Source organism: Candidatus Manganitrophus noduliformans (genome assembly GCF_012184425.1).
Classification (GTDB): Bacteria; Nitrospirota; Nitrospiria; order SBBL01; family Manganitrophaceae; genus Manganitrophus; species Manganitrophus noduliformans.
The window spans coordinates 97,851-118,833 of record NZ_VTOW01000004.1 but is presented as its reverse complement, the minus strand read 5'-3'; the positions used below and the strand labels follow the sequence as shown (position 1 = coordinate 118,833).

Sequence of the window (20,983 nt, the reverse complement as noted above, 5' to 3'; positions counted from 1 at the left end):
GAAATCAGTCGGTCGCTTCCCCGTTCCGGAGAAAATTCCCGCGACCGGTCGGCCAGAGGACTTGGTTTGCTTTCGAGCCGGGGAGCGCATAGATCTGCACCCCGCCTCGGGATGAAACATCTTTGAGGCTGACGATCGCTTCCAACTCCCCGTCGCCGTCGAGATCGGCGAGCGTCGGCGCAGCCATGGCGCCGCGGCCCGGGAGGGGAACCTTCGTCATCTCCGCGCCGAGATGATTCAGAATCACCAAAGCCCCCTTCTCTCCCTCGGTCTCATAGGTGGCAAAGAGAACTTCCGGGATCCCGTCGTTGTTCAGATCGGCCACGACCGGCTCCGAAGCAAACCGGGCTCCCAAATCCGCAAACGAAAAGGTCCAGAAGAGCTGCCCGTCGGAATGGACCGCATACAACACGCCGTCATAGGCGGGAAAGACGATCTCTTTCTTCCCGTCGCCGTCGAGGTCGGCGACGGCCGGCGCGGGGGTGACATCGACGATGTTCCCGCCGGGGTCCTCGGTCACCCGCGGGGAATGATGGCCCCTCGTCTCAAACGGCCGCTCGAAACCGGGAAAACGGGTGGCGTCGGGACGGAAGACGAAGAGGGAATTTCCCAAAAGCGTGGTGATCCCGGCCCGTTCATGATCCCCCACCAGGATCAGCTCGCGGGCGCCGTCGCCGTCGAGGTCGGCGACGACCGGGGGGGAGTCGGTGAACTCGCTTCGGTCTTCTCCGTCCGGCCCGAACCCCTGGATCGCCAACGCCGGATCGTGGAAGGCGGGAACACCGGGGAAGAAGGGCCGATTGAGAAAAGGGGTTCCGAAGGGAACGCCGCTCATATGGAAGAGGCCGACATAGGCGTTGTCGTAGCCGATGATTGCATCGGTTTTCCCGTCCCCGTCGAGATCGGCGAGCCCCACGTTTTGATTGTAGGTCCCCGCCTCAAAACAATTTGCATCTTGGGCGGGAAGAAGGACGCACCCTCCCGACGCGGCAAGCTGCGGCCAGCCGGGGAGAACCGTCCCTTGAGAATCGAGCAGAAAGGCCACCGGGACCTTCGTCGTTCGGGTCCGCGACGCCAGCAGGACCGATTTGCCGTTGCCGAGGGGGCCGGCCGCGAGCGACCGGATCTCCCGATCGGCCGACCCCGCCTCCCCTCCGACGATCTTCGGCCAACCGGCTTTCATCTTCCCGTCCCAGCTCCAGACCGAGAGGGTCTCCTTGTGGCTGCCGGCGGCGATTTCTAGTTTCCCGTCGCCGTCGAGGTCGGCGACAACCGGTGGTCCCCAGATCCGGCCGCTGATCGTCGCCGGGCTCGTCTCCGCCGAGAAGCCGTACGCCGCCTTCCAAAAGAGGGTCCCATCGGCATGCCAGACAAAAAGAAAACCGCCGCGCGGCGCGATGATCTCCATCCGACCGTCGCCGTCGAGATCGGCCGCCGCGGGAGAGCCGAGCCAGCCTTCGCCGCCGCCCGCCAGCGTCTGCTTTAGCTGTGGAGTTTGGACTTGAGCCGGAGGGGGAGCAGCGCCCGCCGGCGGCGCCCCCGCTATGGGAGCGGTTTCGGCCGAGCGGGGAGTCGAACTCGAACAACCCTCAAGAGGAAGAAACGCGAGGAAAACCGAGAGGAAAAACAAAAATCGGGAACGAACCTGCAAAACCAAAAACAAATTCCTATTACAAGCAAGTGAAAACCGGATGAAGCTTTTCTATTCTAGAAGGAGGGGGTTCTTCTGTCCATCTAAAAATGGGAGAGACTTAGACTAGGGGTTTTTGTCATTCCGGGTCCTTCGCGGGAAACTAGAAAATCTCGCGGCTGAGGTCGGCCTGCTTGAGGATGATGATCTCTTTTCCCTCGGTCCGGATCGATCCGGCGCGCTCGAACTCTTTCAGAACCCGGATGAAGGTCTCGCGCGTGACGCCGGCCATCGCCGCCAACTGCTGCCGGGTCAGCGACAGCCGCACCCGGATTCCCTCCCGCTTCCCCTCCCACTCCCCTTCGGGAATCAGGTCGAGGAGGACCCGGCTCACCTTGCCGTGGGCGTCCGAGAGGATGGCGGAGCTGATCCGCTCGTTCGCTTTCCGGAGCCGGCGGCTCATGGTCGAGAGCATCTTGAGAGACCACTGGGGATGACTCTGAATGAACCGAAGAAACGAGTCGCGGTCGAGGGTGGAGGCGTAGCTCTTCTCCAAGGCGGTGACTGTCGCGGAGCGGGGATATCCATCCAGCACCGCCATCTCGCCGAAAATCTCCCCCGGCTGCAAGACCCGAAGGATCACCTCCCGCCCGTGCCGGTCGGTCAAGGTGACCTTGACCCGCCCCGAGCGTAAGATAAAAAGGGTGTTCCCCGGATCGTTCGTTCGAAAGAGAACCTCATTTTTCCGATAACTCGCCTCCCTGAGCAGAGGGGCCAGCTTCGCGAGCTCCTCCACAGAGAGATCCTGAAAAAAAGGAACATGCCGCAGCACGAGCTGCCGATCATCCGTCATACGTCGACACTCCGGGTAAAACATGGAAGGAAAAATGCCGAAGCGTAGTATAGCGCTCCTTTCTTAAGGAGGCAAGAAAAATTACAATTACGAATGGCACAACTCCGCGCTTCTCCTTGACTTCAAAAGGCCTCAACGTTATAGTGTCCCTTAGTTTTAGGGATCGTTCGAATGTCAAAATTCACATCATTAAGAGGCTTCAAAGATATTCTCCCAGAAGAGTCCGACCGCTGGCTCTGGGTTGAATCGACCGCGCACGAAACCTTCAATGTCTTCGGCTTCTCCCACATCCGGACCCCTATTCTCGAAAACACGGAACTCTTCACCCGAAGCATCGGCGAAGCGACCGACATCGTCGAAAAAGAGATGTACACCTTCCAAGATTGGGACGGAAAGAAAGTCACCCTCCGTCCCGAAGGGACCGCTTCAGTTGTCCGCGCTTATCTGGAGCATCACCTCAGCGAAAAAATTCCCCTCTCGAAGCTCTACTACATCGGCCCCATGTTCCGGCACGAGCGGCCTCAAGCGGGCCGCCTCCGCCAGTTTCACCAGATCGGAGCGGAGATCATCGGCGATCTCGATCCGCGCCAAGATGTGGAGCTCCTCTCGCTGCTGACCCGCTTCTTCGAGCGGATGCAGGTGACCGATCTGACGCTGGAGATCAACTCCCTCGGCTGCCCGGCCTGCCGGCCGACCTATCGCGCCGCATTGCAATCTTATTTCGAGAAGTATCTTCCGGAGCTCTGCGAAGATTGCCGGCGGCGCTTTAAGACCAATCCGCTCCGCATCCTCGATTGTAAAAAGGAGGCTTGCAAGGCCATCGCCCGGAACGCTCCTTCTCCCATTGACCACCTCTGCGCCGAATGCCGGGAGCACTTTAAAGCAGTCCGGGAAGGGCTCTATCAACTTGCCATCCCTTACCAAATCCAGCCGCATCTGGTGCGGGGACTCGACTACTATACCAAAACCGCCTTCGAGCTGACGACCAATAAACTCGGCGCACAGAACGCGGTCGCCGCCGGAGGCCGTTACGACGGCCTGGTGGAGGCGCTCGGCGGACCGCCGACGCCGGCCATCGGTTTCGCCATCGGGGTGGAGCGGCTGGTCCAGTTGATCGATCCGGCCTTGGTCCCCACTTCGCGCCTCCGGCTTTTTCTCGCCCCGTTGGGAAAGGCGGCCGGCGCGGCGCTTTTCCCGCTTCTTCTGGCGCTGCGCCGAAAGAATATCCGGAGCGAGATGGGGAACGACGCGATCGGCCTGAAGAGCCAGATGAAACGGGCCGACCGGTTGGGGGCGGCGTATGTCTTGATTGTCGGCGAAAACGAAATGACGCAGGGAAAAGCGATTCTGCGGAACATGTCGACCAAGGCGCAGGAGGAGATCCCATTATCGACCCTCATCGAAACGCTCTCCGCAAAACTTTCTTAAACTTCCTCTTCGTTCTCCCGCTCCTCTTTTTCTCCCTCCTTCTCACCGCCTGCCCGGACGGCGGCGGAGACCAATCGATCCGCATCCCCCGGACCTACTTCGTCGCTCCCTCTTCTCAGGGGGGAAGCGACCTCCAGCCCGGCACCGCCGACGCCCCCTTCGCAACGATTACACACGCGCTCAATGCCGCAGACGAAGGAGACACCGTTCAGGTGGCGGCGGGGACCTATCGGCCCGGCAGCAGCGGCCTTCCGACCGATCCCGGCGAGCGCTTCCCCCTTCGGATCAAAGAAGGGGTCTCGCTCGTCGGGGAGCCGGCCGGCGCAGCCCAGGGAACGGTGATTCAGGGAAGCGGCACCCACACCAGCGCGTCCGCCGGCGCTTTCCGGGCGGCGATGATCCTCACCGAGGGGGCGGCCATTTCCCGGTTGACCGTTCGAAGCGACGGAGAGGTCGGCGTGGTCGCGGAGGGGGTCAATGGAGAGATCAGCCACGTTCAGTTCACCAACAACGAGACCGGCGCGCTGCTCATTTCGAGCAACGTCTCCATCTCGAACAATACCTTCAGCGGGAATACGATCGGGATTCAATCGATGTTGGGGGATTCAAGTCGGCTCGAACAGAATACGATCCAGAGCAACACGGGAGATCCGGGGATCGGCGTTTTGATCTCGGACGCCGGTCCGGCGCTCCTTCAAAACCAGGTGACGGGCAATCCGGGAGGAGGGGTGGTGATCGACGGACAATCGAACCCCGATCTCGGAGGCGGGGGAAGGAGCGACGGCGCGAATACTTTAAGCTGCAACGGCACCGCTGATCTGATCAACAACGATGATAGCGCCATCTTCGCCCGGAATAACTTGTGGGATCATCTCGATCCGAACGACATCGACGCCGTCGACAACGGCGCCGGAATCATCGATACCACCGGCGCCGGAATCGCTGCGCAGTCTTGCGGATAGGATTCAATAATAGAGTCTAGAGAAAAGAGACAAGGAGAAGTCGGGGATGGTCCATGAAGAGAGGATCAGGTCTCGCAGAACGGAAAGCCGGTTATCCCCGATCGACCAATTCCTTCAGCTCTTTCCCGGCCTTGAAGAAGGGGACCTTCTTCTCGGGGACCGAGACCAACGCGCCGGTCTTCGGGTTTCGCCCCTCGCGCATTCTCCGGTGCCGGAGCCGGAAGCTGCCGAACCCCCGGATCTCGATCTTGTCCCCCTTGGCCAGCGCCTCTTTGATGCTGTCAAAGAAGGTATTCACCAGGATCTCCGTCTGGCGTTTGGTCAGGACGGTGTAGTGTTCCGCCACTTTTTCGATCAGTTCTGCTTTGGTCATCATCCCCCCATGGACTGGATCGTTCCTTGATGTCAGGCTCTCTGAATCGCTCGGACCGCCGAATGGCGACTATAAGGAGAAAAGATAGTTCAGACGGACCGAAGCGCCCGGGAAGCGAGCCCCCTCCCACTTTCCCAGAAACCGGTTTTGCAGAAATTCAAACAGCGTTGACCGCTCCTGCCTCTCCACGGTCTGAGGTTCCCCCTCGATTCCCGCCAGCTCCGCCGTGCGCTGGATGGCGTCCTGAAGGTTCCCCAACTCATCGACCAGACCAATCTCCTTCGCCTGGCGGCCGGTAAAGATTCGCCCGTCGGCATAAGGACGAACCGTCTCGATCTTCAGAGAGCGCCCTTCGGCGACCGCCTCGATAAACTGGGCATGGACATCATCCATCACGTTCTTCAGCAACGCACGCTCTTCTTCGGTCATCTTTCGGAAGGGGGAGCCGACATCTTTATTCTCCCCGCTCTTGATCACCACCCCCTCCACGCCGATTTTCTGAAGGAGCCCTTCGACGTTGACCAGCTCCATGATGACGCCGATGCTGCCGGTGAGGGTCCCGGGGTTGGCGATGATTTTCTCCGAGGCGGCGGCGATATAATAACCGCCGGAAGCGGCGACCGTCCCCATCGAGGTGACGATCCGCTTCTTTCCGGCGTCGCGAATCCGCTTCACCTCATCATAAATTTCCTGGGAAGGGACCACGGCGCCGCCGGGGCTGTCGATTCGAATGAGAATCGCCTTGATGCTGTCATCCCGGTGGTAGCGTCGCAGATCTTCGACCACGGTTTTTGAATCGGCGATGACCCCTTCGATCCGGATGAGGGCGATCCGATCTCCGGCCCCCCACGCCGCTCCCTGCCCGCCGCCGATCAGACGGCTGGTCCAGAACATAAAGGCGAAGAAGAGGAGGAGAAAGAGAAGAAAGTAAATTCCGCCAATCAGAATTGATTTTCGATTCATCATTTAATATCGGTAATGGGCAGCGCTTTTCGAGGAGGGTTCCGGACGATCCGCCGGCGGGAAGGGCCTGCGCCCTCCGCCGGCGTCTCAACCGGTTGGAAAGAGAGGAAAGGTTCGGAACCTTACGACTCTTTTCCCTCTTCTTCGTTCTTCTGCCGCCGTGTGATCTTGCTGGCGACCGCCCCGATCGATTGATCGAGCTTTCCCTGCGTGTGATGGAAGCGGTCGACCGCTTCCTTGTCCGAATCGCGCCGGTGCTCTCGAACGGAGAGGGCGATCTTTCTTTCCGCCGTATCGATCCGGATGATTTTCGCCTCGACCTCGTTTCCGATGTGGAAGACATCCTCCACGCGCGCGGGCGCTTCCACCCCCGATTCGCTGATATGGATCAGGCCTTCCACATTCTCTTCGAGCTCGACGAAAACGCCGAAATCGGTAATTTTGGTCACCTTCCCGCGAACACCGCTGCCGACCCTGTACTTCTGCGGGATATCGGTCTCCCATGGATCGGAGGTCAGCTGCTTGAAGCCGAGCGAGATCCGCTCCTTCTCACGATCGACCTTCAGGACGACCGCTTCAATCGGCTGTCCTTTTTTGAAGACCTCCGAAGGATGTTTGACATGGCGGGTCCAGGAGATATCGGAAATATGGATCAGCCCGTCGATCCCCTCTTCCAGCCCGACAAAGACGCCGAAATCGGTGATGCTGCGGACCTTGCCGGTGATCTTCGCCCCGGGCGGATAACGCTGCTCGACGACGTTCCACGGATTCGGCTCGACCTGCTTCATGCCGAGCGAGATCTTTCTTCCCTTCCGATCGACGTTGAGGATGACGGCGTTGACCCGGTCGCTGACCGAAACGATCTTCGACGGATGCTTCGCTTCATGCGCCCACGACATTTCCGAGATGTGGACCAACCCCTCGACCCCCGGTTCCAACTCGACGAAAGCGCCGTAATCGGTGAGGCTGACCACCTTGCCGGTAAGGCGGGTTCCGACCGGATACCGCTCCTCGACATGGCTCCAGGGATCGGGCATCTTCTGCTTGTAGCCGAGCGAGACCCGACCGGTCTCCTTGTCGTATTTGAGGACGACGACCGAAACCTTGTCCCCCACCATGAAGAGCTCGGAGGGATGGCCGACCCGGCCCCACGACATGTCGGTGATGTGCAGTAGACCGTCGATGCCGCCGAGATCGATAAAGGCGCCGTATTCGGTGATGTTCTTCACCACCCCTTCGACCACCTGCCCCTCTTGGAGCGAGGAGAGGGTCGTCTGCCGCTTCCGATCGCGCGACTCTTCCAACAAGACCCGGCGGGAAACGACGATGTTGCCGCGGCGATGATTCATCTTGATGATCTTCATCGGGAAGGTTTTTCCGATCAGCTGATCCAGATCGCGCACCGGCCGAAGGTCGATTTGAGAGCCGGGCAAAAAGGCCTTGACCCCGATATCGACGATCATCCCCCCCTTGATCCGGGAGATCACCTTCCCTTCGATCACGGCGTCTTTCTGGTAGACCTCTTCGATCTCCTTCCAGATCTTCATCCGGTCGGCTTTTTCCTTCGAGAGGATGATGTTTCCCTCGGAGTCTTCCCGCTCTTCAAGGTAGATCTGGATCTTCTCCCCCGCCTTGAGCTTGCCGATCTCTTCGGGGGTGAATTCCTGTCTGGCGACCATCCCTTCGGACTTATATCCGATATCGACCATGATCCCGTCTTCTTGAATGGAAAGGATGATCCCTTCTACGACGCTCCCCTCTTGGAGATTTTTGAACGTCTCGGCATAGAGCGCTTCAAGCTCCATCCGCTCCTGGCTCTTCTCGGAGTCAAGCATCTCATCGGCATCAAAAACCGTTCTTTTTCCTTTTGGCATAAAAACTATTCTCTCCCCTCTTCTTCGAGTTTAGAGGCCGGCCTGTGCGGAGTGGAATCAGGCCCTCCGATGCCGGCCCCTATATTTGGTCACTTCTCAAACAACGGAAACGGCGGCCTGGGGCCGCCTCTGACTCCTTAAACCGTTTTTAAATAACTGATCACCTCTTGAATAATCCAATCGGGCGTCGAGGCCCCCGCCGTCACCCCGGTCTTCTGAACCCCTTCAAACCAATGCCGATCGATCTCCTGCGCCGTCTCAACGTGATAAACCCGAACTCCCTTTTCGCGGCAGATATCGGCCAGATGGGTCGTGTTCGCGGAGTTCTTCCCCCCCACCACCACCATCACTTCCACCGTTTCCGAAAGGCTCTGCGCCTCTGTCTGGCGGTCTTCCGTGGCGTAACAGATGGTGTTGAAGATTTTGACCTCTTCGCAGATTTGGAGGCATTTTACTACAATTTCAGAAAATTTTCCATAGGTTTGCGTCGTTTGGGAAATGATGCCCAATCGCTTCCGGGTGAACCGGTTCAACATCTGCTTGATCTCGTCGAAATCCTCCGTCACCAGGATCTCTCCCCCGGCATGCCCGAGGACGCTCTGAGACTCGGGGTGATTCCGATCCCCGACCATCACTACCTGATATCCTTCATCGACCAGCTGTTTTGCATATCGCTGCGCGTTGGTCACAAACGGGCAGGTGGCGTCGATGATATGCAGCCCCTGCGCTTCGGCATCCTGGACCACTTGAGGGGAAGAAACTCCGTGAGATCGGAGGATGACGACCCCCCCTTCGATCTGGTTCAAGCGCTCGACCTTTTGAACCCCCTTCTCCGCCAGCCGATCGACGACCTGCGGGTTATGGATCAATGGCCCGAGGCTATGGACCTCCCCTTGATAGCTCTCGGCCGCGTCGAACGCCATCTTCACCGCCCGCTTCACCCCGAAACAGAAACCTGCATTTTCAGCAACGTAAATTTCCATTCCCACCCCTCAACGATTGGTCTCCGCCCATGTCCGTTCTAGTGCCGCAATCTCGCTCATGATTTCCTGTGAAATTGTAGCATAAAGTATTTTGGGATTGATACCTTCTTTTTCAACCCTTTCAATCTCTTGAATTTGACCCTTAAAATCGATCGGCTTGCCGAAGATCACCGTCACCCGCCGAAAGGGACGGACCGGCGCAGTTCCATCGATATAGGCCGGAATAACCTTCACCCCCGAGAGCGCCACCATCATTCCGATCCCCGGCTTCGGAGACTGGAGCCGGCCGTCCTTACTGCGTGTTCCTTCCGGATACATCGCCAGAAGATGCCCCGCTTTCAATCGCCGCACCGCCTCGCCGATCGCCTGCCGATCGATTGTCCCGCGCCGCACCGGAAATCCGCCGAGCGTCCTGAAAAGGGCGGCGAGGAGCCGATTTCGGAAAAGCTCGCTCTTCGCAATGTTGTCGGCCCGGCGGGAGAGGACACAGCCGAGAAGGGGAATATCAAAATAGCTGTTGTGATTGGCTGCGACAATCACCCCCCCTTCCCGTGGGACGTAAGACTCACCGATCACTCTGATCCGGAAAAAGAGCCTCGCCAGGGTCCAAACCACCACATGCGCGATTCGATAAAGCATCTCTTGAAATGAGGGGTCAGGGGCCGGGGATTTGGGGCCGGTCGAAAAAGAAAAGGTTCAAAATTCTTTGATTCTTTCTCCCCGGCCCCCGGCCCCCGACCTCTGGCCCCTTATTTTTAACTTTTTCTCGACTTCTTGGACCATCTGCGCGATCACCTCCTCCAGGTTCAGCGGGGTGGAATCGATCACAACGGCATCCTCACTCTTTTTTAACGGGGCAACGTGCCGACGGCTGTCTTTGAGATCCCGCTCCTCGATCTCCCGGGTCGTTTTCTCCAGGTCGGACGGGATCCCCTTCTGCTCGAGCTCTTTGTGCCGGCGCAGCCCCCGGACCGGGGTGGTCGCATCAAGATAGAACTTCAGATCGGCCTCGGGAAAAACGACCGTGCCGATATCGCGTCCTTCCATCACGACCCCGCCGCCGCTTCCGATCGACCGCTGAATCGAGAGGAGCTTCTTTCGAACGCCCGGATAGGTCGACGCGATCGAAGAGACCCGGGTCACTTCCGGCAATCGAAGGGAAGGGGTGGCATCGATCCCGCCGACCCAGATCTCGGTCTGCTCTCCCTTCAGCCGGAACTCGATTTCGATTGATTGGGCCGCCGCCTCGACCTCCTCCTGGGACTCCGGATTGATCTTTTCTTGAAGAAGCTTCCAGGCAATGGCGCGATAGAGCGCACCCGAATCGAGATAGAGATAGCCGAGCCGTTTGGCCAAATTCTTCGCCGCAGTGCTCTTTCCGGCCGCCGCCGGACCGTCGATGGCAATAATGAGTTTTCTCACGCGCAATCTCTCGTAGGGGCGGACCTCTGTGTCCGCCCTGATCCTACCAAATCGAATGATGACAACGGTGAACAAAGGCGGGCGGACACACCGGTCCGCCCCTACCCGTTCAACGTTGACAATAACCCCAAAAATCCCGGGAAAGAAGTGTCGATGCAGGCAACGTCGTCGATCTCATTTCCCCCCTCGGCGACAAGACCGGCGATCGCCATCGACATGGCGATTCGGTGGTCTCCATGTGTCTCGCAGAAGGTTCCCTTCCACTTTTTCTTCCCTTCGATCCGCATCCCATCGGGGAACTCCTCCACCGTGATTCCCATTCCCCGCAACGCCTGGGCCATCGCGGCGATCCGATCGCTCTCTTTGACCCGTAGTTCTTGCGCGTCCCGGATCACCGTCTCCCCTTCGGCCGCCGCCGCCGCGACGCAGAGGATCGGGAACTCATCGATCGTGCGGGGAATCAGATCCCCCCCGATCACTGCCCCGTGGAGTGAGGTGGAACGGACGGTCAGGTCGGCGACCGGTTCGTCTCCCATCGGCTCAAGAGGGGTCACCGTGATCTCCGCCCCCATCTCCTTCAATACTTCCAGGAGACCGGTCCGGGTCGGATTGACCCCGATCTTTCGGATCGTGATCTCCGAACCTTCGATGATCGCCCCGGCGACCAGGAAAAACGCCGCCGAGGAGAGATCCCCCGGGACTTCGATCCGCTTGCCGGGGTAAGACGAGCCGCCGACGATGGAAAGCCGCCCGTTGTTTTCCTCGAACCGGACCCCGAGAGAGCGGAGCATCCGTTCGGTATGATCGCGCGACCGGCTCGGCTCGGAGAGGGTCGTCACCCCCGAAGCGGTCAGCCCGGCGAGCAGGATCGCCGACTTGACCTGGGCGCTTGCGATCGGGAGTCGATAATCAATTCCGTTCAGTTTCTTTCCGGAGATCGCCAGCGGGGCGAGATTTCCCCCCGATCGGCCGAAGATCTCCGCCCCCATGCTCCGAAGGGGATCGATGACCCGCCGCATCGGACGTTTCCGAAGGGAGGCATCTCCCGTCAGAACCGAGAAAAACGGCTTCCCGGCCAGCAATCCGGTCAGAAGCCGCAGCGTCGTTCCGGAGTTGCCGCAGTCGATGACCCCCGTCGGCTCCGTCAGTCCCCAGAGCCCTTTCCCTTGCACATGGAGAGAGGGAAGACCGTTCACCGTCTCGACGGAGATGGCAATCCCCATCTCCCGAAAGGCGGTGATCGTCCGCTCGCAATCCTCGGAAGGAAGATAGCCGATGACCTCGCTCGTCCCCTCCCCCAGCGCCGAGAAGATCACCGCCCGATGGGTGATCGATTTATCCCCGGGAACGGTGATTGTCCCGCGCAGGGGACGTTTTTTTACAGGCGTTGTCATGACAGCGCCTTCTGGCGGATTGACTTGGCCCGCTCGAAAATTTCCATCAGGCCCGCCGCGTCCCCCTCCAGGATCTTTTTCTTCACCTTCTCAAGCGACTCCTGGTAGAGATCGACGATCTCCACCACGGCGTCCCGGTTGAGCAGAAAGATATCGCGCCACATCTCCGGGGAGCTCGCCGCGATCCGGGTGAAATCGCGCAGCCCCCCTGCCGAGAACTGGACCGGATTTTTCTTTGCGATTTTCGGATGGGTCAATGTTTCCATCAACACATAAGCGACGAGATGAGGAAGATGGCTGACCGCCGCCAAAATCTGGTCATGGTCGAAAGGGTTCATCTCCGAGACGCGCGCCCCCGCCTTTTCCCAAAGCGCCGCCACCTTCTTGAGCGCCTTCGGGTCGGTTTGAGCGGTCGGCGTCAGGATGCAGCGGCTTCCCTGAAAGAGTTCGGCCGTCGCCGCCTCGACCCCCGATTTCTCGCGCCCCGCAATCGGATGTCCTCCCACAAAAAAAGCGTGGCGCGGCATCAGCGATTCCATCCGGGCGACCCAGGCCCCTTTGACGCTTCCGACATCGGTCACGATCGCCCCTTCTTTCAGATGCGGGGCGATCGCCTGACAGATCCGCTCAAAGGTCCCGACCGGCGTGGCGAGGACGACCAGATCGGCCCCCTCGACCGCCTTCGGGAGGGTGAGGACATACCGATCGATCACTCCCATCGCGGTCGCCTTCTGAAGGCTTCCCCGTTTCTTGCCGTATCCGACAACCGTCTCGACCAGTTTTTTCCGCTTCGAGATCAGCCCCAACGACCCGCCGATGAGGCCGACGCCGATGATCGTCATTTGTTTGAAGAGCAATGGAACTCCCGGAAAAATCGGGACCGGAAGGTCCCTCCCACAAACCTCATTGTGGGAGGGCTCTCCTGAGCCCGACTATTTTTATAATTCTCTATCTACTGCCGCCGCGATCCGCCTCAGCTGCGCCATCAAGGTTTTGAAATCCTTCGGCAGCATCGCCTGCTCCCCGTCGCAGTAGGCCTCCTCCGGATTGGAGTGGACTTCGATGATCAGCCCGTCGGCCCCCGCCGCCACCGCGGCCTTCGCCATCGGCGCGACCAGATGGGTCTTCCCGACCGCATGGCTCGGATCGATGATGATCGGAAGATGCGACAGCTCCCGGATCACCGGGACGGCGGAGAGATCGAGGGTGTTCCGCGTCGCCGTCTCGAAAGTTCGAATCCCCCGCTCGCAGAGGATAACCTGCGAATTTCCGGCGGCCATGATGTACTCGGCCGAGAGAAGAAACTCTTTGATCGTGGCGGAGAGACCCCGTTTGAGCATCACCGGCTTGTTGTAAGAGCCGACTTCCGCCAGCAGACGAAAGTTCTGCATGTTCCGCGCCCCGATCTGAATGATGTCGGCGTGCTTCATCATCATCGGCATGTCGCGGGGGTCCATGATTTCGGTGATAATTAAAAGACCGGTCTTCTTCTTCGCCTCGGTCAGATATTCGAGCCCTTCTTCCCCTAATCCCTGGAAAGCATACGGAGAGGTCCTCGGCTTGAAGGCCCCGCCCCGCAGGATCACCGCCCCCGCCTCCTTCACCTCCTGGGCGATCGAGGAGAGGAGGTCTTGCTTCTCGACCGAGCAGGGGCCGGCCATCATCACCAGCCGCTTTCCGCCGATCTGGATCCCCTGCACATCGAGAACCGTGTTTTCTTTCTTGAACTCGCGGCTGACCAGCTTGTACGGCGCCAGGATCGGCAGAACCCCCTCGACCCCGGGGAAGGCCAAGAGCGGCTGGCTCTGGAGAGCCCGTTCATCACCGACAACGCCGATGATCGTCCGCTCCTCCCCCTTGCTGATGTGCGATTTCAAGCCGGCCTCTTTGATCTTGGCGACGATATGCCCAATCTCCCGCTCGGTGGCGCTCGGTTTTAAGACGATGATCATTTTGAACTCCTTACTACTTTAAAGACAAAACTTCTTTCAGTGATTGAATGAATCGCCGATTCTCCTTCGGAAGGCCGATGGTCACCCGAAGATGGCGCCCCTCCAGATGCCGGATAATCACCCCCTTGTGGAGGAGCGCGGTAAAGACTTTCTTGCCGAGTGCGGGCTCGGAGCCGTTTAGATTAAAATAAATAAAATTCGTCTCGGATCGGAAATAGGAAAGTCCCATCTCATCAAACTGCCGACAGAGGAACTCCTTTCCCTCCTGGTTGATCCGAAGCGACTTGGAGACGTGGGCCTCATCCGAAAGGGCCGCGAGCGCCCCCTGCTGCGCCGGCAGATTGGTATTAAACGGCTGCCGCACCCGGTTCATGTAGTCGATCACCTCCGGCCGGCTGATCCCATAACCGATCCGAAGACCGGCGAGGCCGTAAATCTTCGAAAAGGTCCGAAGAAAAATCACCGACGCCCCTTCCCGGAGGGAATCGATCGTCTGAGGAAAATCGGGATCGGTGGCATATTCGGCATAGGCCTCGTCGAAGATCACCAAAATCCGCTTCGGAACCCGCAGCAGAAACCGGGCGACCTCTCTTTTGTCAACCATCGTTCCGGTGGGGTTGTTCGGGTTGCAGACAAAAATCAGCTTCGTCTTCGGGGTGATCGCCTTCGCCATCTGGGCGAGGTCGTGCCTTCCCTCTTTCAGCGGGATCTGAACCGGCTTGCCGTGGCCGGTGGTAACCACCAACGGATAAAGCGAGAAGCTCGGGTCGGCCATGATCGCCTCATCCCCCGGCAGGATGAACGTTCGGACAAGCAATTCGATGATCTCGTTCGAGCCGTTCCCGATGATCACCTGCGAGGGCTCGACCTTCCATTTTTCGGCCAACGCTTCTCTGAGATAATAACCGGCCCCGTCGGGATAGCGCTGGATCTTCTCCAACCCTTTTCGGATCGCCGCCACCGCCTTCGGCGAAGGCCCGAGCGGATTCTCGTTCGACGCAAGCTTGATCGATCCTTTGATCCCGAGCTCCCGCTCGAGCTCCTCCATCGGCTTGCCGGGAGGATAAGGGATGATGCCGGCGATATCGGGGCTGACTTTAATCATTTCTTCTCGTTTTTCATCTCTTCCGCCATCGGATAGGAGCCGAGGACCTTCAGGAAAACCGCCTGGCCCCGGAGCTCTTCGATGGCGGTCCGGATCATTTCATCTTCCACATGGCCGATCATATCGATGTAGAAGATATACTCCCACGCCTTCTTCTTCGACGGCCGCGATTCGATCTTCGTCAGGTTGATCTGTTGGGCGGAAAAAGGACGGAGCATCTCATAGAGGGCGCCGACCCGATCCTTGATCGAGAACATCACCGAGGTTTTGTCCCGTCCGCTCCGCGGCGCCCCTTTCTGAGAGACCACCAGGAACCGGGTGAAATTATTGATGTTGTCCTCGATCCGCCGCTTGATGACGACCAGATTATAGAGCTTGGCCGCCAGCTCGGAAGCGATCGCCCCCGCGGTCGGATCTTCCTGCGCCAGCTCGGCCGCCCGCGCGGTGCTGGAGGTCTCGGTCACCTGAATCCGCGGCAGGTTCGTCTCCAAAAAGTTTTTACACTGCGCGATGGCGTGCGAGTGAGAGTAGATCCGGCGGAGATCCCCGATCTGACCGGTCTTCGACATGAGGTGATGCGAGACCTCTTGCAGGATTTCTCCGAAGATCTTCAGCGGGGAATCGACGAAAAGGTCGAGCGTATGATTGACAACCCCCTCGGTCGAATTCTCAATCGGCACCACGCCGAAATCGGCCCGCCCCCGTTCGACCTCATCGAAGACCTCCTTGATGCTGTTGACCGGAATGTCGGTGGCCGAAAAACCGAAGCGCTGCATGGTAGCCAGGTGCGTAAAGGTCGCCCGCGGCCCCAAGTAGGCCACCTTGATCGGCCCTTCAAGGGAGAGGGAGGCTGAGATGATTTCTCGGAAAACGCTCTTGAGCGCCTCATTTGGAAACGGCCCGGGATTGAGATGGGTCAATCGATCGTAGATCGCCTGCTCGCGGGAGGGGGCGTAAAAATCGGCCTGCTGATTTTTTTTGATCTTTCCGACATCTTGGACGATGCGGGCCCGATCGTTTAAAAGCGCAAGAATCCGCTCATCGATTTCGTCGATCTTCCGACGAAGCGGGACCAGGGGATCTGTTTCGGACAAACGAGGATACCTCCATTCAGGGAAATTTTAGGAGTATAGCCCATTTAAGCCGGTTTTTCAAGCGCTTTTGTAGGTTGTCCCAGATTCGAATCGGACCCGGGAGGGATGATCTTTTAAATGATCTGAACCGATGGGAGGGAAAGAAAAACAGAATATCGGGCTTCAATCAGTGAGCGGATGGTCCTTTTCCGCCCGATCGGTCGAGCAGAGCCCTCACCTTCCGGGCCAGATCGTCCGGATGGTAAGGTTTGGAGATGAACCCGGCGGCAGGGCCGCCGAGCGCGGACAAATCGCCGCCGGCCGGAGGGTGGCCGCTTGAAATGAGGATCTTCACGCCGGGGGCGAGGGCCCTCAATTCCCGGAACACCTCTTCTCCCGACCGGCGCGGCATCATCAGATCGAGAACGACGAGGTGAACCCGATCAATCTCGCGCTGAAAAATCCCCACCGCCTCGACCCCGTCTCCCGCCAGGAGGACACGGTATCCATACTGCTCCAAAACCGTCTTGGCCAATTGTCGGATGGCCACCTCGTCGTCGATAAAAAGGATCGTTTCATCCCCGCCGGCGACCCGCTTCGGCCGGCCCGCCTGTGGATCGAGGACCTGCGCATTCTGTCCTGCAGGGAGATAGATTTTGAAAACCGTCCCCTCGCTCTTTACGGTCTGCAGCTCGATCCACCCCAGATGCTGCCGGATAATCCCATAGACAGCGGCCAAGCCCAGGCCGGTGCCGCGCCCCACCTCTTTCGTGGTGAAGAAGGGCTCGAAAATCCGGTGCCGGATCGCATCGTCGATCCCGATGCCGTTGTCGGAAACCGACAGACAGACATACTCCCCCGGTTTGACCTCCGGGTGAGCGCGAAAGAAGTCTTCATCACAAGGGGCATTTTCTATCCCGATGACGATCCGGGGCTCCCAATCGGCCGGCTCTCTTGGGTTCTCCGTCTCCCCCAACCGCTCCAGGAGGGCATCCCGCGCGTTCACGCAGAGATTCATCAAGATTTGGTTCATCTGACCTGCATCGGCAAAAACCGGCCAGACCCCCTCGGCCGATTCAACGCGGAGACGGATGCGCCGATCGAACGTCTGGCCGAGGAGACAGACCACCTCCTCGGCCACGACCTGCAGATGGAGCGGTTTCAAATCGATCCTCGATCGCCGGCTGAAGGTCAAAAGCTGCTGCGTGAGCACCGCCGCCCGTTGCGCCGCCTGATCGACCCGGGACAGGGTGGCGCGCAGACGTGATCCCGACACGGTCTCCCCCAGCGCCAATTCGATATTGCCGATGATCGCCGTCAGGAGGTTATTGAACTCATGGGCGATCCCGCCGGCCAATTGACCGATCCCCTCCAGCTTTTGAGCGTGGCGAAGCTCCGCTTCCAGGCGCTTCTCCTCGGTGATATCGGTGAAGATTCCCATGATGCCGTTGACCTTGCCGTCGGCATCGCGCAGGAGCGCGGTCGAAACCCGAACGTCGATCACCGTGCCGTCTTTTCGGACCCGCCGCTTGGGCGCATTCACAAACGTCGGTCCATCCCCCGCCAAACGGTCGACGTAAAGCTGAAACTCCTCCTGCTTTTCCCGCGGGATAATCGGAAGGGGGCGGCCGAGGATCTCCTCGGTGCGCCATCCGAAGAGGCGTTCGGCCGCCGGGTTCCACATCTTCACATTCAGCGCGAGGTCGATGGTCACGATGGCCAGAGGAGACGCCTGAATCAGCGGACGGAGCGTCTGGTCGGTCTCCCGCAACGCCTCTTCCGTTTTCTTATGGGTTTCGATGTCTTCCACTTCGACAACGATGCAGGTCGGCCTTGCCCGGTCGTCCCGAAGCAGAGAGGCATTCAGACGGACCCAAAAGGGACGGCCGTCTTTTCGGATGTAGCGCTTTTCAATCTGCAGGGACGGGATCGGCTGTTCGAGAAGGGAGCGTATCCCTTTGAGGTTTTTTTCCAGGTCTTGGGGGGCGGTAATGCTTTGAAAATCGCGCGCCAACAGCTCTTCCCGGGAATATCCGGTCATCCGGCAGAATGCCGGATTGACCTGGATAAACTGACCGAGCGGATCCATGGCCAGCACCACCATGCCGACGGAGGCTTGATCAAACGCCAGACGAAAAAGGATCCCTTCTTCCAAACGCGACCTCGGATGCTCGATTCCGGGAAAACCGGCAAGACTCGATCCCTTGAGAGTATACTACAAGAGCCATCGAAGGAAAAGAAGAGAATTTGGAAAACTAGACCCTCTCATTGCGCGGAGGGATTCCGCAGTCTTCTTCGTCCCCTTTCATTTTCTCAATGGCATGAGGGAGGGCCGGGAGGAGGATCTCAAAATTCTCCCGGACGGCGCGGGGGCTGCCGGGGAGGTTCACGATGAGGGTCTGCTTGCGGACGCCGGCGATGCCGCGGGAGATGATCGCCTTGGGGTTCTTTCGATATCCTTCCATGCGCATAATCTCCCCCATGCCGGGAATCAGGCGATCGAGGACCTGCATCGTCGCCTCCGGGGTGACATCGCGGGGAGAAACGCCGGTTCCTCCGGTCGTCAAGACCAGATCGACCTTCCATCGATCGGAAAAGGAGATCAGCTGGTTTTGGATCGCCTCCTTCTCATCCGGGATGACCTGGTAAACCGTCACCTTCCCCGGAAGCTGATCGACCAGTTGGTGGAGAAGCAGGCCGCTGGCGTCTTCCCGTTTTCCGGCCGAGCCCTTGTCGCTGATGGTCAGAATACCGACTGTAAACATCGTCCCTCTTTCCATTTACCAAAGCCTCGGCTGAGTGTTCTCGGGGCGCTTCACTCCGAAATGTTGATAGGCCAGGTCGGTCGCCATTCGTCCGCGGGCGGTCCGGTCGAGATATCCCCCTTGGATCAGGAACGGCTCGTAGACATCTTCGAGCGTCTCGCGCTCTTCACCGAGGGCGGTCGCCAAGGTTTCGACGCCGACCGGCCCGCCGCCGAATTTCTCGATCATGAGGAGAAGATATTTTCGGTCCATCGCGTCGAATCCGGCGGAGTCGATCTCCATCTGCGACAGCGCCTGACGGGCGACCTCCAGGAGAATGCGGCCGTCCGATTTCACCTCGGCAAAATCGCGGACCCGCCGCAAGATCCGGTTGGCAATCCGGGGGGTTCCCCGCGTCCGGGCGGCAATTTCATACGCGGCCGTCTGTTCAATCGCAATGTTCAGCAACTTGGCGGAGCGAAGGACGATCTGCTCCAGCTCCTCGGGACGGTAGAATTCGAGACGGCTGATGACGCCGAATCGCTCGCGCAGCGGCGAGGTGAGAAGACCGGCGCGGGTGGTGGCGCCGATGAGCGTAAATCTCGGCAGATTGAATTTCAGCGTCCGGGCCGAGGGGCCCTGGCCGATGATCAGGTCGAGCTGAAAATCCTCCATGGCGGGATACAAGACCTCTTCCACCGCCGGGTGGAGCCGGTGGATTTCATCGATGAAGAAAACATCCCCCTCGGAGAGGTTGCTGAGGATCGCCGCCAGGTCGCCGGGGTGCTCCACCGCCGGGCCGGAGGTCGCCTTGAGATTGACCCCCAATTCCCGCGCGATAATGTTGGCCAGGGTCGTCTTGCCGAGACCGGGAGGGCCGTAGAAGATGACATGGTCGAGGACATCGCCCCGCTTCTTCGCCGCCTCGATATAGATCCGGAGATTCTCCTTGATCCGCGTCTGGCCGACATATTCGTCGAGCGAGGCGGGTCGAAGGCTCGCCTCCATCCGCTTTTCTTCGTCATTCAATTGCGTCGATAAAATACGATCCATCATGACCGGCCCGCTAACCCACCTTTGCCAATTTCTTCAGCGCTTTTTTGATCAGCCCCTCCACCGACTCGGAATCGCCAGTTTCTTCGGCGATTTTATCGACGGTCCGCTTCGCTTCGGTTCGATGATAACCCAAGTTGACCAATGCCGAGAGGGCGTCCTCTTTGGTTTTATCCAATTCCGAACCGGCCGAGACCGGGGTTTGAAGGCCCGCCAGACTCAGGGCGTTGACCTTCTCTCTCAACTCCAGGACCAGCCGCCCGGCCGTCTTCGGCCCGACCCCCGGGATGGCCCGGAGCCGGTCGACGTTTCCGTCCCGCAAGGCCTGAACCAATTCGGTCAACTCCATCCCGGAGAGGATTCCCAGGGCCACCTTCGGTCCGACGCCGGAGATCCCCAAAAGAAGCAGAAAGAGTTCCTTTTCGAGCGGCGAGAGAAACCCGTAGAGTTGAAGGGCATCTTCCCGAACATGCGTGTGGACGTGAAGCGAGACACTCTCCTTCACCTCGGGGAGTCGATAAAAAGTATTCAGCGGGATAAAGATCTGGTATCCGATCCCATGCACCTCCACGATCAGAGTGCTGGGGGTTTTCTCAAGGATCGTTCCGGTGAGGAATGCAATCATCTTTCAACCGCATTTAATATCGCGTGAATTCGTCCGATCTCTTCTCGGCCGCTCCGACCTTCGCTTGAAATTGGGCGGAGTGGATGTGGCAAATCGCAACCGCGGCGGCATCGGCGGCATGCTCCGAGGTCAGGAGGCTCGGAAGTTGGAGCAGCCGGCCGACCATCTGCTGGATTTGATCCTTGGTCGCTCCCCCATAACCGACCACCGCCATCTTCACCGCCGTCGGCGTGTATTCAAAGACCGGGATCTGATGGAACTCGGCCGCCAGCAGCGCCGCCCCGCGGGCCTGTCCGAGCTTGAGGGCCGACTTGAAATTTTTGGCGAGAAAGGTATCTTCGATGGCGACGGCGGTCGGAAGCTCTTTCTGAATCACCTGCAGGAGGTCGTCGAAGAGATGTTTGAGTCGTTTCGGAAAGGGGTGTTTTGAAATCGTCCGGACCTCGCCCGATCCTTTCAAGATCAGACGGCCTGCGGGGGCTTCTTCCAGGATCGCATACCCTGTGACACCCATTCCCGGATCGATTCCTAAAATCGGCATATTGGGTT

General features: G+C 59.1%; 21 protein-coding genes. 2 read left to right on the top strand and 19 right to left on the bottom strand.

Annotated elements, in window-relative coordinates; translation table 11 throughout:
- Window positions 1-4: 4 nt before the first annotated feature.
- The gene (locus MNODULE_RS18885) at window positions 5-1,657 is read right to left on the bottom strand and encodes an FG-GAP repeat domain-containing protein (protein WP_168062728.1); all 1,653 of its coding nucleotides are present in this window, start codon (window positions 1,655-1,657) and stop codon (window positions 5-7) included.
- 136 nt (window positions 1,658-1,793) lie between these two features.
- Complete coding sequence (locus MNODULE_RS18880) at window positions 1,794-2,483, bottom strand: Crp/Fnr family transcriptional regulator (RefSeq protein ID WP_168062727.1); 690 nt, start codon at window positions 2,481-2,483, stop codon at window positions 1,794-1,796.
- Window positions 2,484-2,654: 171 nt separating this feature from the next.
- Between MNODULE_RS18880 and hisS the strand changes: the two genes are divergently transcribed.
- Window positions 2,655-3,911, top strand: coding sequence for a histidine--tRNA ligase (gene hisS / locus MNODULE_RS18875; protein WP_168062726.1), 1,257 nt, complete (start codon window positions 2,655-2,657; stop codon window positions 3,909-3,911).
- On the opposite strand, the gene MNODULE_RS24390 is transcribed toward hisS, so the two are convergent.
- On the bottom strand, window positions 3,908-4,087 hold the full coding sequence (locus MNODULE_RS24390) for a hypothetical protein (RefSeq protein ID WP_181071121.1): 180 nt from the start codon (window positions 4,085-4,087) through the stop codon (window positions 3,908-3,910). The two genes, hisS and MNODULE_RS24390, sit on opposite strands and share 4 nt — an antisense overlap.
- Here MNODULE_RS24390 and MNODULE_RS18870 point away from each other — a divergent pair.
- Complete coding sequence (locus MNODULE_RS18870; RefSeq protein WP_320412499.1) at window positions 4,079-4,873, top strand: DUF1565 domain-containing protein; 795 nt, start codon at window positions 4,079-4,081, stop codon at window positions 4,871-4,873. The genes MNODULE_RS24390 and MNODULE_RS18870 overlap by 9 nt on opposite strands.
- A gap of 91 nt (window positions 4,874-4,964) precedes the next feature.
- Here the strand turns inward: MNODULE_RS18870 and MNODULE_RS18865 are convergent, their stop codons facing one another.
- The 16 genes from MNODULE_RS18865 to ruvC form a co-directional block, all read right to left on the bottom strand.
- Window positions 4,965-5,282: an integration host factor subunit beta gene (locus MNODULE_RS18865; protein WP_272953305.1), complete on the bottom strand. Its 318-nt coding sequence runs from the start codon at window positions 5,280-5,282 to the stop codon at window positions 4,965-4,967.
- 33 nt (window positions 5,283-5,315) lie between these two features.
- Window positions 5,316-6,212 carry a signal peptide peptidase SppA gene (gene sppA / locus MNODULE_RS18860; protein ID WP_168062724.1) on the bottom strand — a complete coding sequence of 299 codons (897 nt, stop codon included), beginning with the start codon at window positions 6,210-6,212 and terminating at the stop codon, window positions 5,316-5,318.
- Between the two features lie 119 nt (window positions 6,213-6,331).
- Window positions 6,332-8,083: a 30S ribosomal protein S1 gene (locus tag MNODULE_RS18855; RefSeq protein WP_202882270.1), complete on the bottom strand. Its 1,752-nt coding sequence runs from the start codon at window positions 8,081-8,083 to the stop codon at window positions 6,332-6,334.
- Between the two features lie 137 nt (window positions 8,084-8,220).
- Window positions 8,221-9,066 carry a 4-hydroxy-3-methylbut-2-enyl diphosphate reductase gene (ispH, locus tag MNODULE_RS18850; protein WP_168062723.1) on the bottom strand — a complete coding sequence of 282 codons (846 nt, stop codon included), beginning with the start codon at window positions 9,064-9,066 and terminating at the stop codon, window positions 8,221-8,223.
- 9 nt (window positions 9,067-9,075) lie between these two features.
- Window positions 9,076-9,705: a lysophospholipid acyltransferase family protein gene (locus tag MNODULE_RS18845; protein ID WP_168062722.1), complete on the bottom strand. Its 630-nt coding sequence runs from the start codon at window positions 9,703-9,705 to the stop codon at window positions 9,076-9,078.
- Between the two features lie 57 nt (window positions 9,706-9,762).
- Entirely contained in the window at window positions 9,763-10,488 is a 726-nt protein-coding gene (gene cmk / locus MNODULE_RS18840; RefSeq protein ID WP_168062721.1) for a (d)CMP kinase, read from the bottom strand.
- Window positions 10,489-10,589: 101 nt separating this feature from the next.
- Window positions 10,590-11,882, bottom strand: a complete 1,293-nt coding sequence (aroA, locus tag MNODULE_RS18835; RefSeq protein WP_168062720.1) for a 3-phosphoshikimate 1-carboxyvinyltransferase — start codon at window positions 11,880-11,882, stop codon at window positions 10,590-10,592.
- Window positions 11,879-12,739: a prephenate dehydrogenase gene (locus MNODULE_RS18830; protein WP_202882269.1), complete on the bottom strand. Its 861-nt coding sequence runs from the start codon at window positions 12,737-12,739 to the stop codon at window positions 11,879-11,881. Before MNODULE_RS18830 ends, aroA begins: the two co-directional genes overlap by 4 nt.
- A gap of 81 nt (window positions 12,740-12,820) precedes the next feature.
- A complete protein-coding gene (aroF, locus tag MNODULE_RS18825) occupies window positions 12,821-13,834 on the bottom strand; it encodes a 3-deoxy-7-phosphoheptulonate synthase (protein ID WP_168062719.1) in 1,014 nt (337 codons plus the stop codon).
- A gap of 13 nt (window positions 13,835-13,847) precedes the next feature.
- The gene (gene hisC, locus MNODULE_RS18820; RefSeq protein WP_168062718.1) at window positions 13,848-14,939 is read right to left on the bottom strand and encodes a histidinol-phosphate transaminase; all 1,092 of its coding nucleotides are present in this window, start codon (window positions 14,937-14,939) and stop codon (window positions 13,848-13,850) included.
- Window positions 14,936-16,033 carry a prephenate dehydratase gene (gene pheA, locus MNODULE_RS18815; protein WP_238339648.1) on the bottom strand — a complete coding sequence of 366 codons (1,098 nt, stop codon included), beginning with the start codon at window positions 16,031-16,033 and terminating at the stop codon, window positions 14,936-14,938. Before pheA ends, hisC begins: the two co-directional genes overlap by 4 nt.
- Window positions 16,034-16,199: 166 nt before the next feature.
- Entirely contained in the window at window positions 16,200-18,167 is a 1,968-nt protein-coding gene (locus MNODULE_RS18810) for a hybrid sensor histidine kinase/response regulator (protein ID WP_168062717.1), read from the bottom strand.
- Between the two features lie 100 nt (window positions 18,168-18,267).
- Window positions 18,268-18,777, bottom strand: a complete 510-nt coding sequence (locus MNODULE_RS18805; RefSeq protein WP_168062716.1) for a MogA/MoaB family molybdenum cofactor biosynthesis protein — start codon at window positions 18,775-18,777, stop codon at window positions 18,268-18,270.
- A 15-nt stretch (window positions 18,778-18,792) separates the two neighbouring features.
- On the bottom strand, window positions 18,793-19,809 hold the full coding sequence (gene ruvB / locus MNODULE_RS18800; RefSeq protein WP_422666764.1) for a Holliday junction branch migration DNA helicase RuvB: 1,017 nt from the start codon (window positions 19,807-19,809) through the stop codon (window positions 18,793-18,795).
- A 13-nt stretch (window positions 19,810-19,822) separates the two neighbouring features.
- On the bottom strand, window positions 19,823-20,434 hold the full coding sequence (gene ruvA, locus MNODULE_RS18795) for a Holliday junction branch migration protein RuvA (protein WP_168062714.1): 612 nt from the start codon (window positions 20,432-20,434) through the stop codon (window positions 19,823-19,825).
- Window positions 20,435-20,447: 13 nt separating this feature from the next.
- Window positions 20,448-20,975: a crossover junction endodeoxyribonuclease RuvC gene (gene ruvC / locus MNODULE_RS18790; RefSeq protein ID WP_168062713.1), complete on the bottom strand. Its 528-nt coding sequence runs from the start codon at window positions 20,973-20,975 to the stop codon at window positions 20,448-20,450.
- Between the last annotated feature and the right edge of the window lie 8 nt (window positions 20,976-20,983).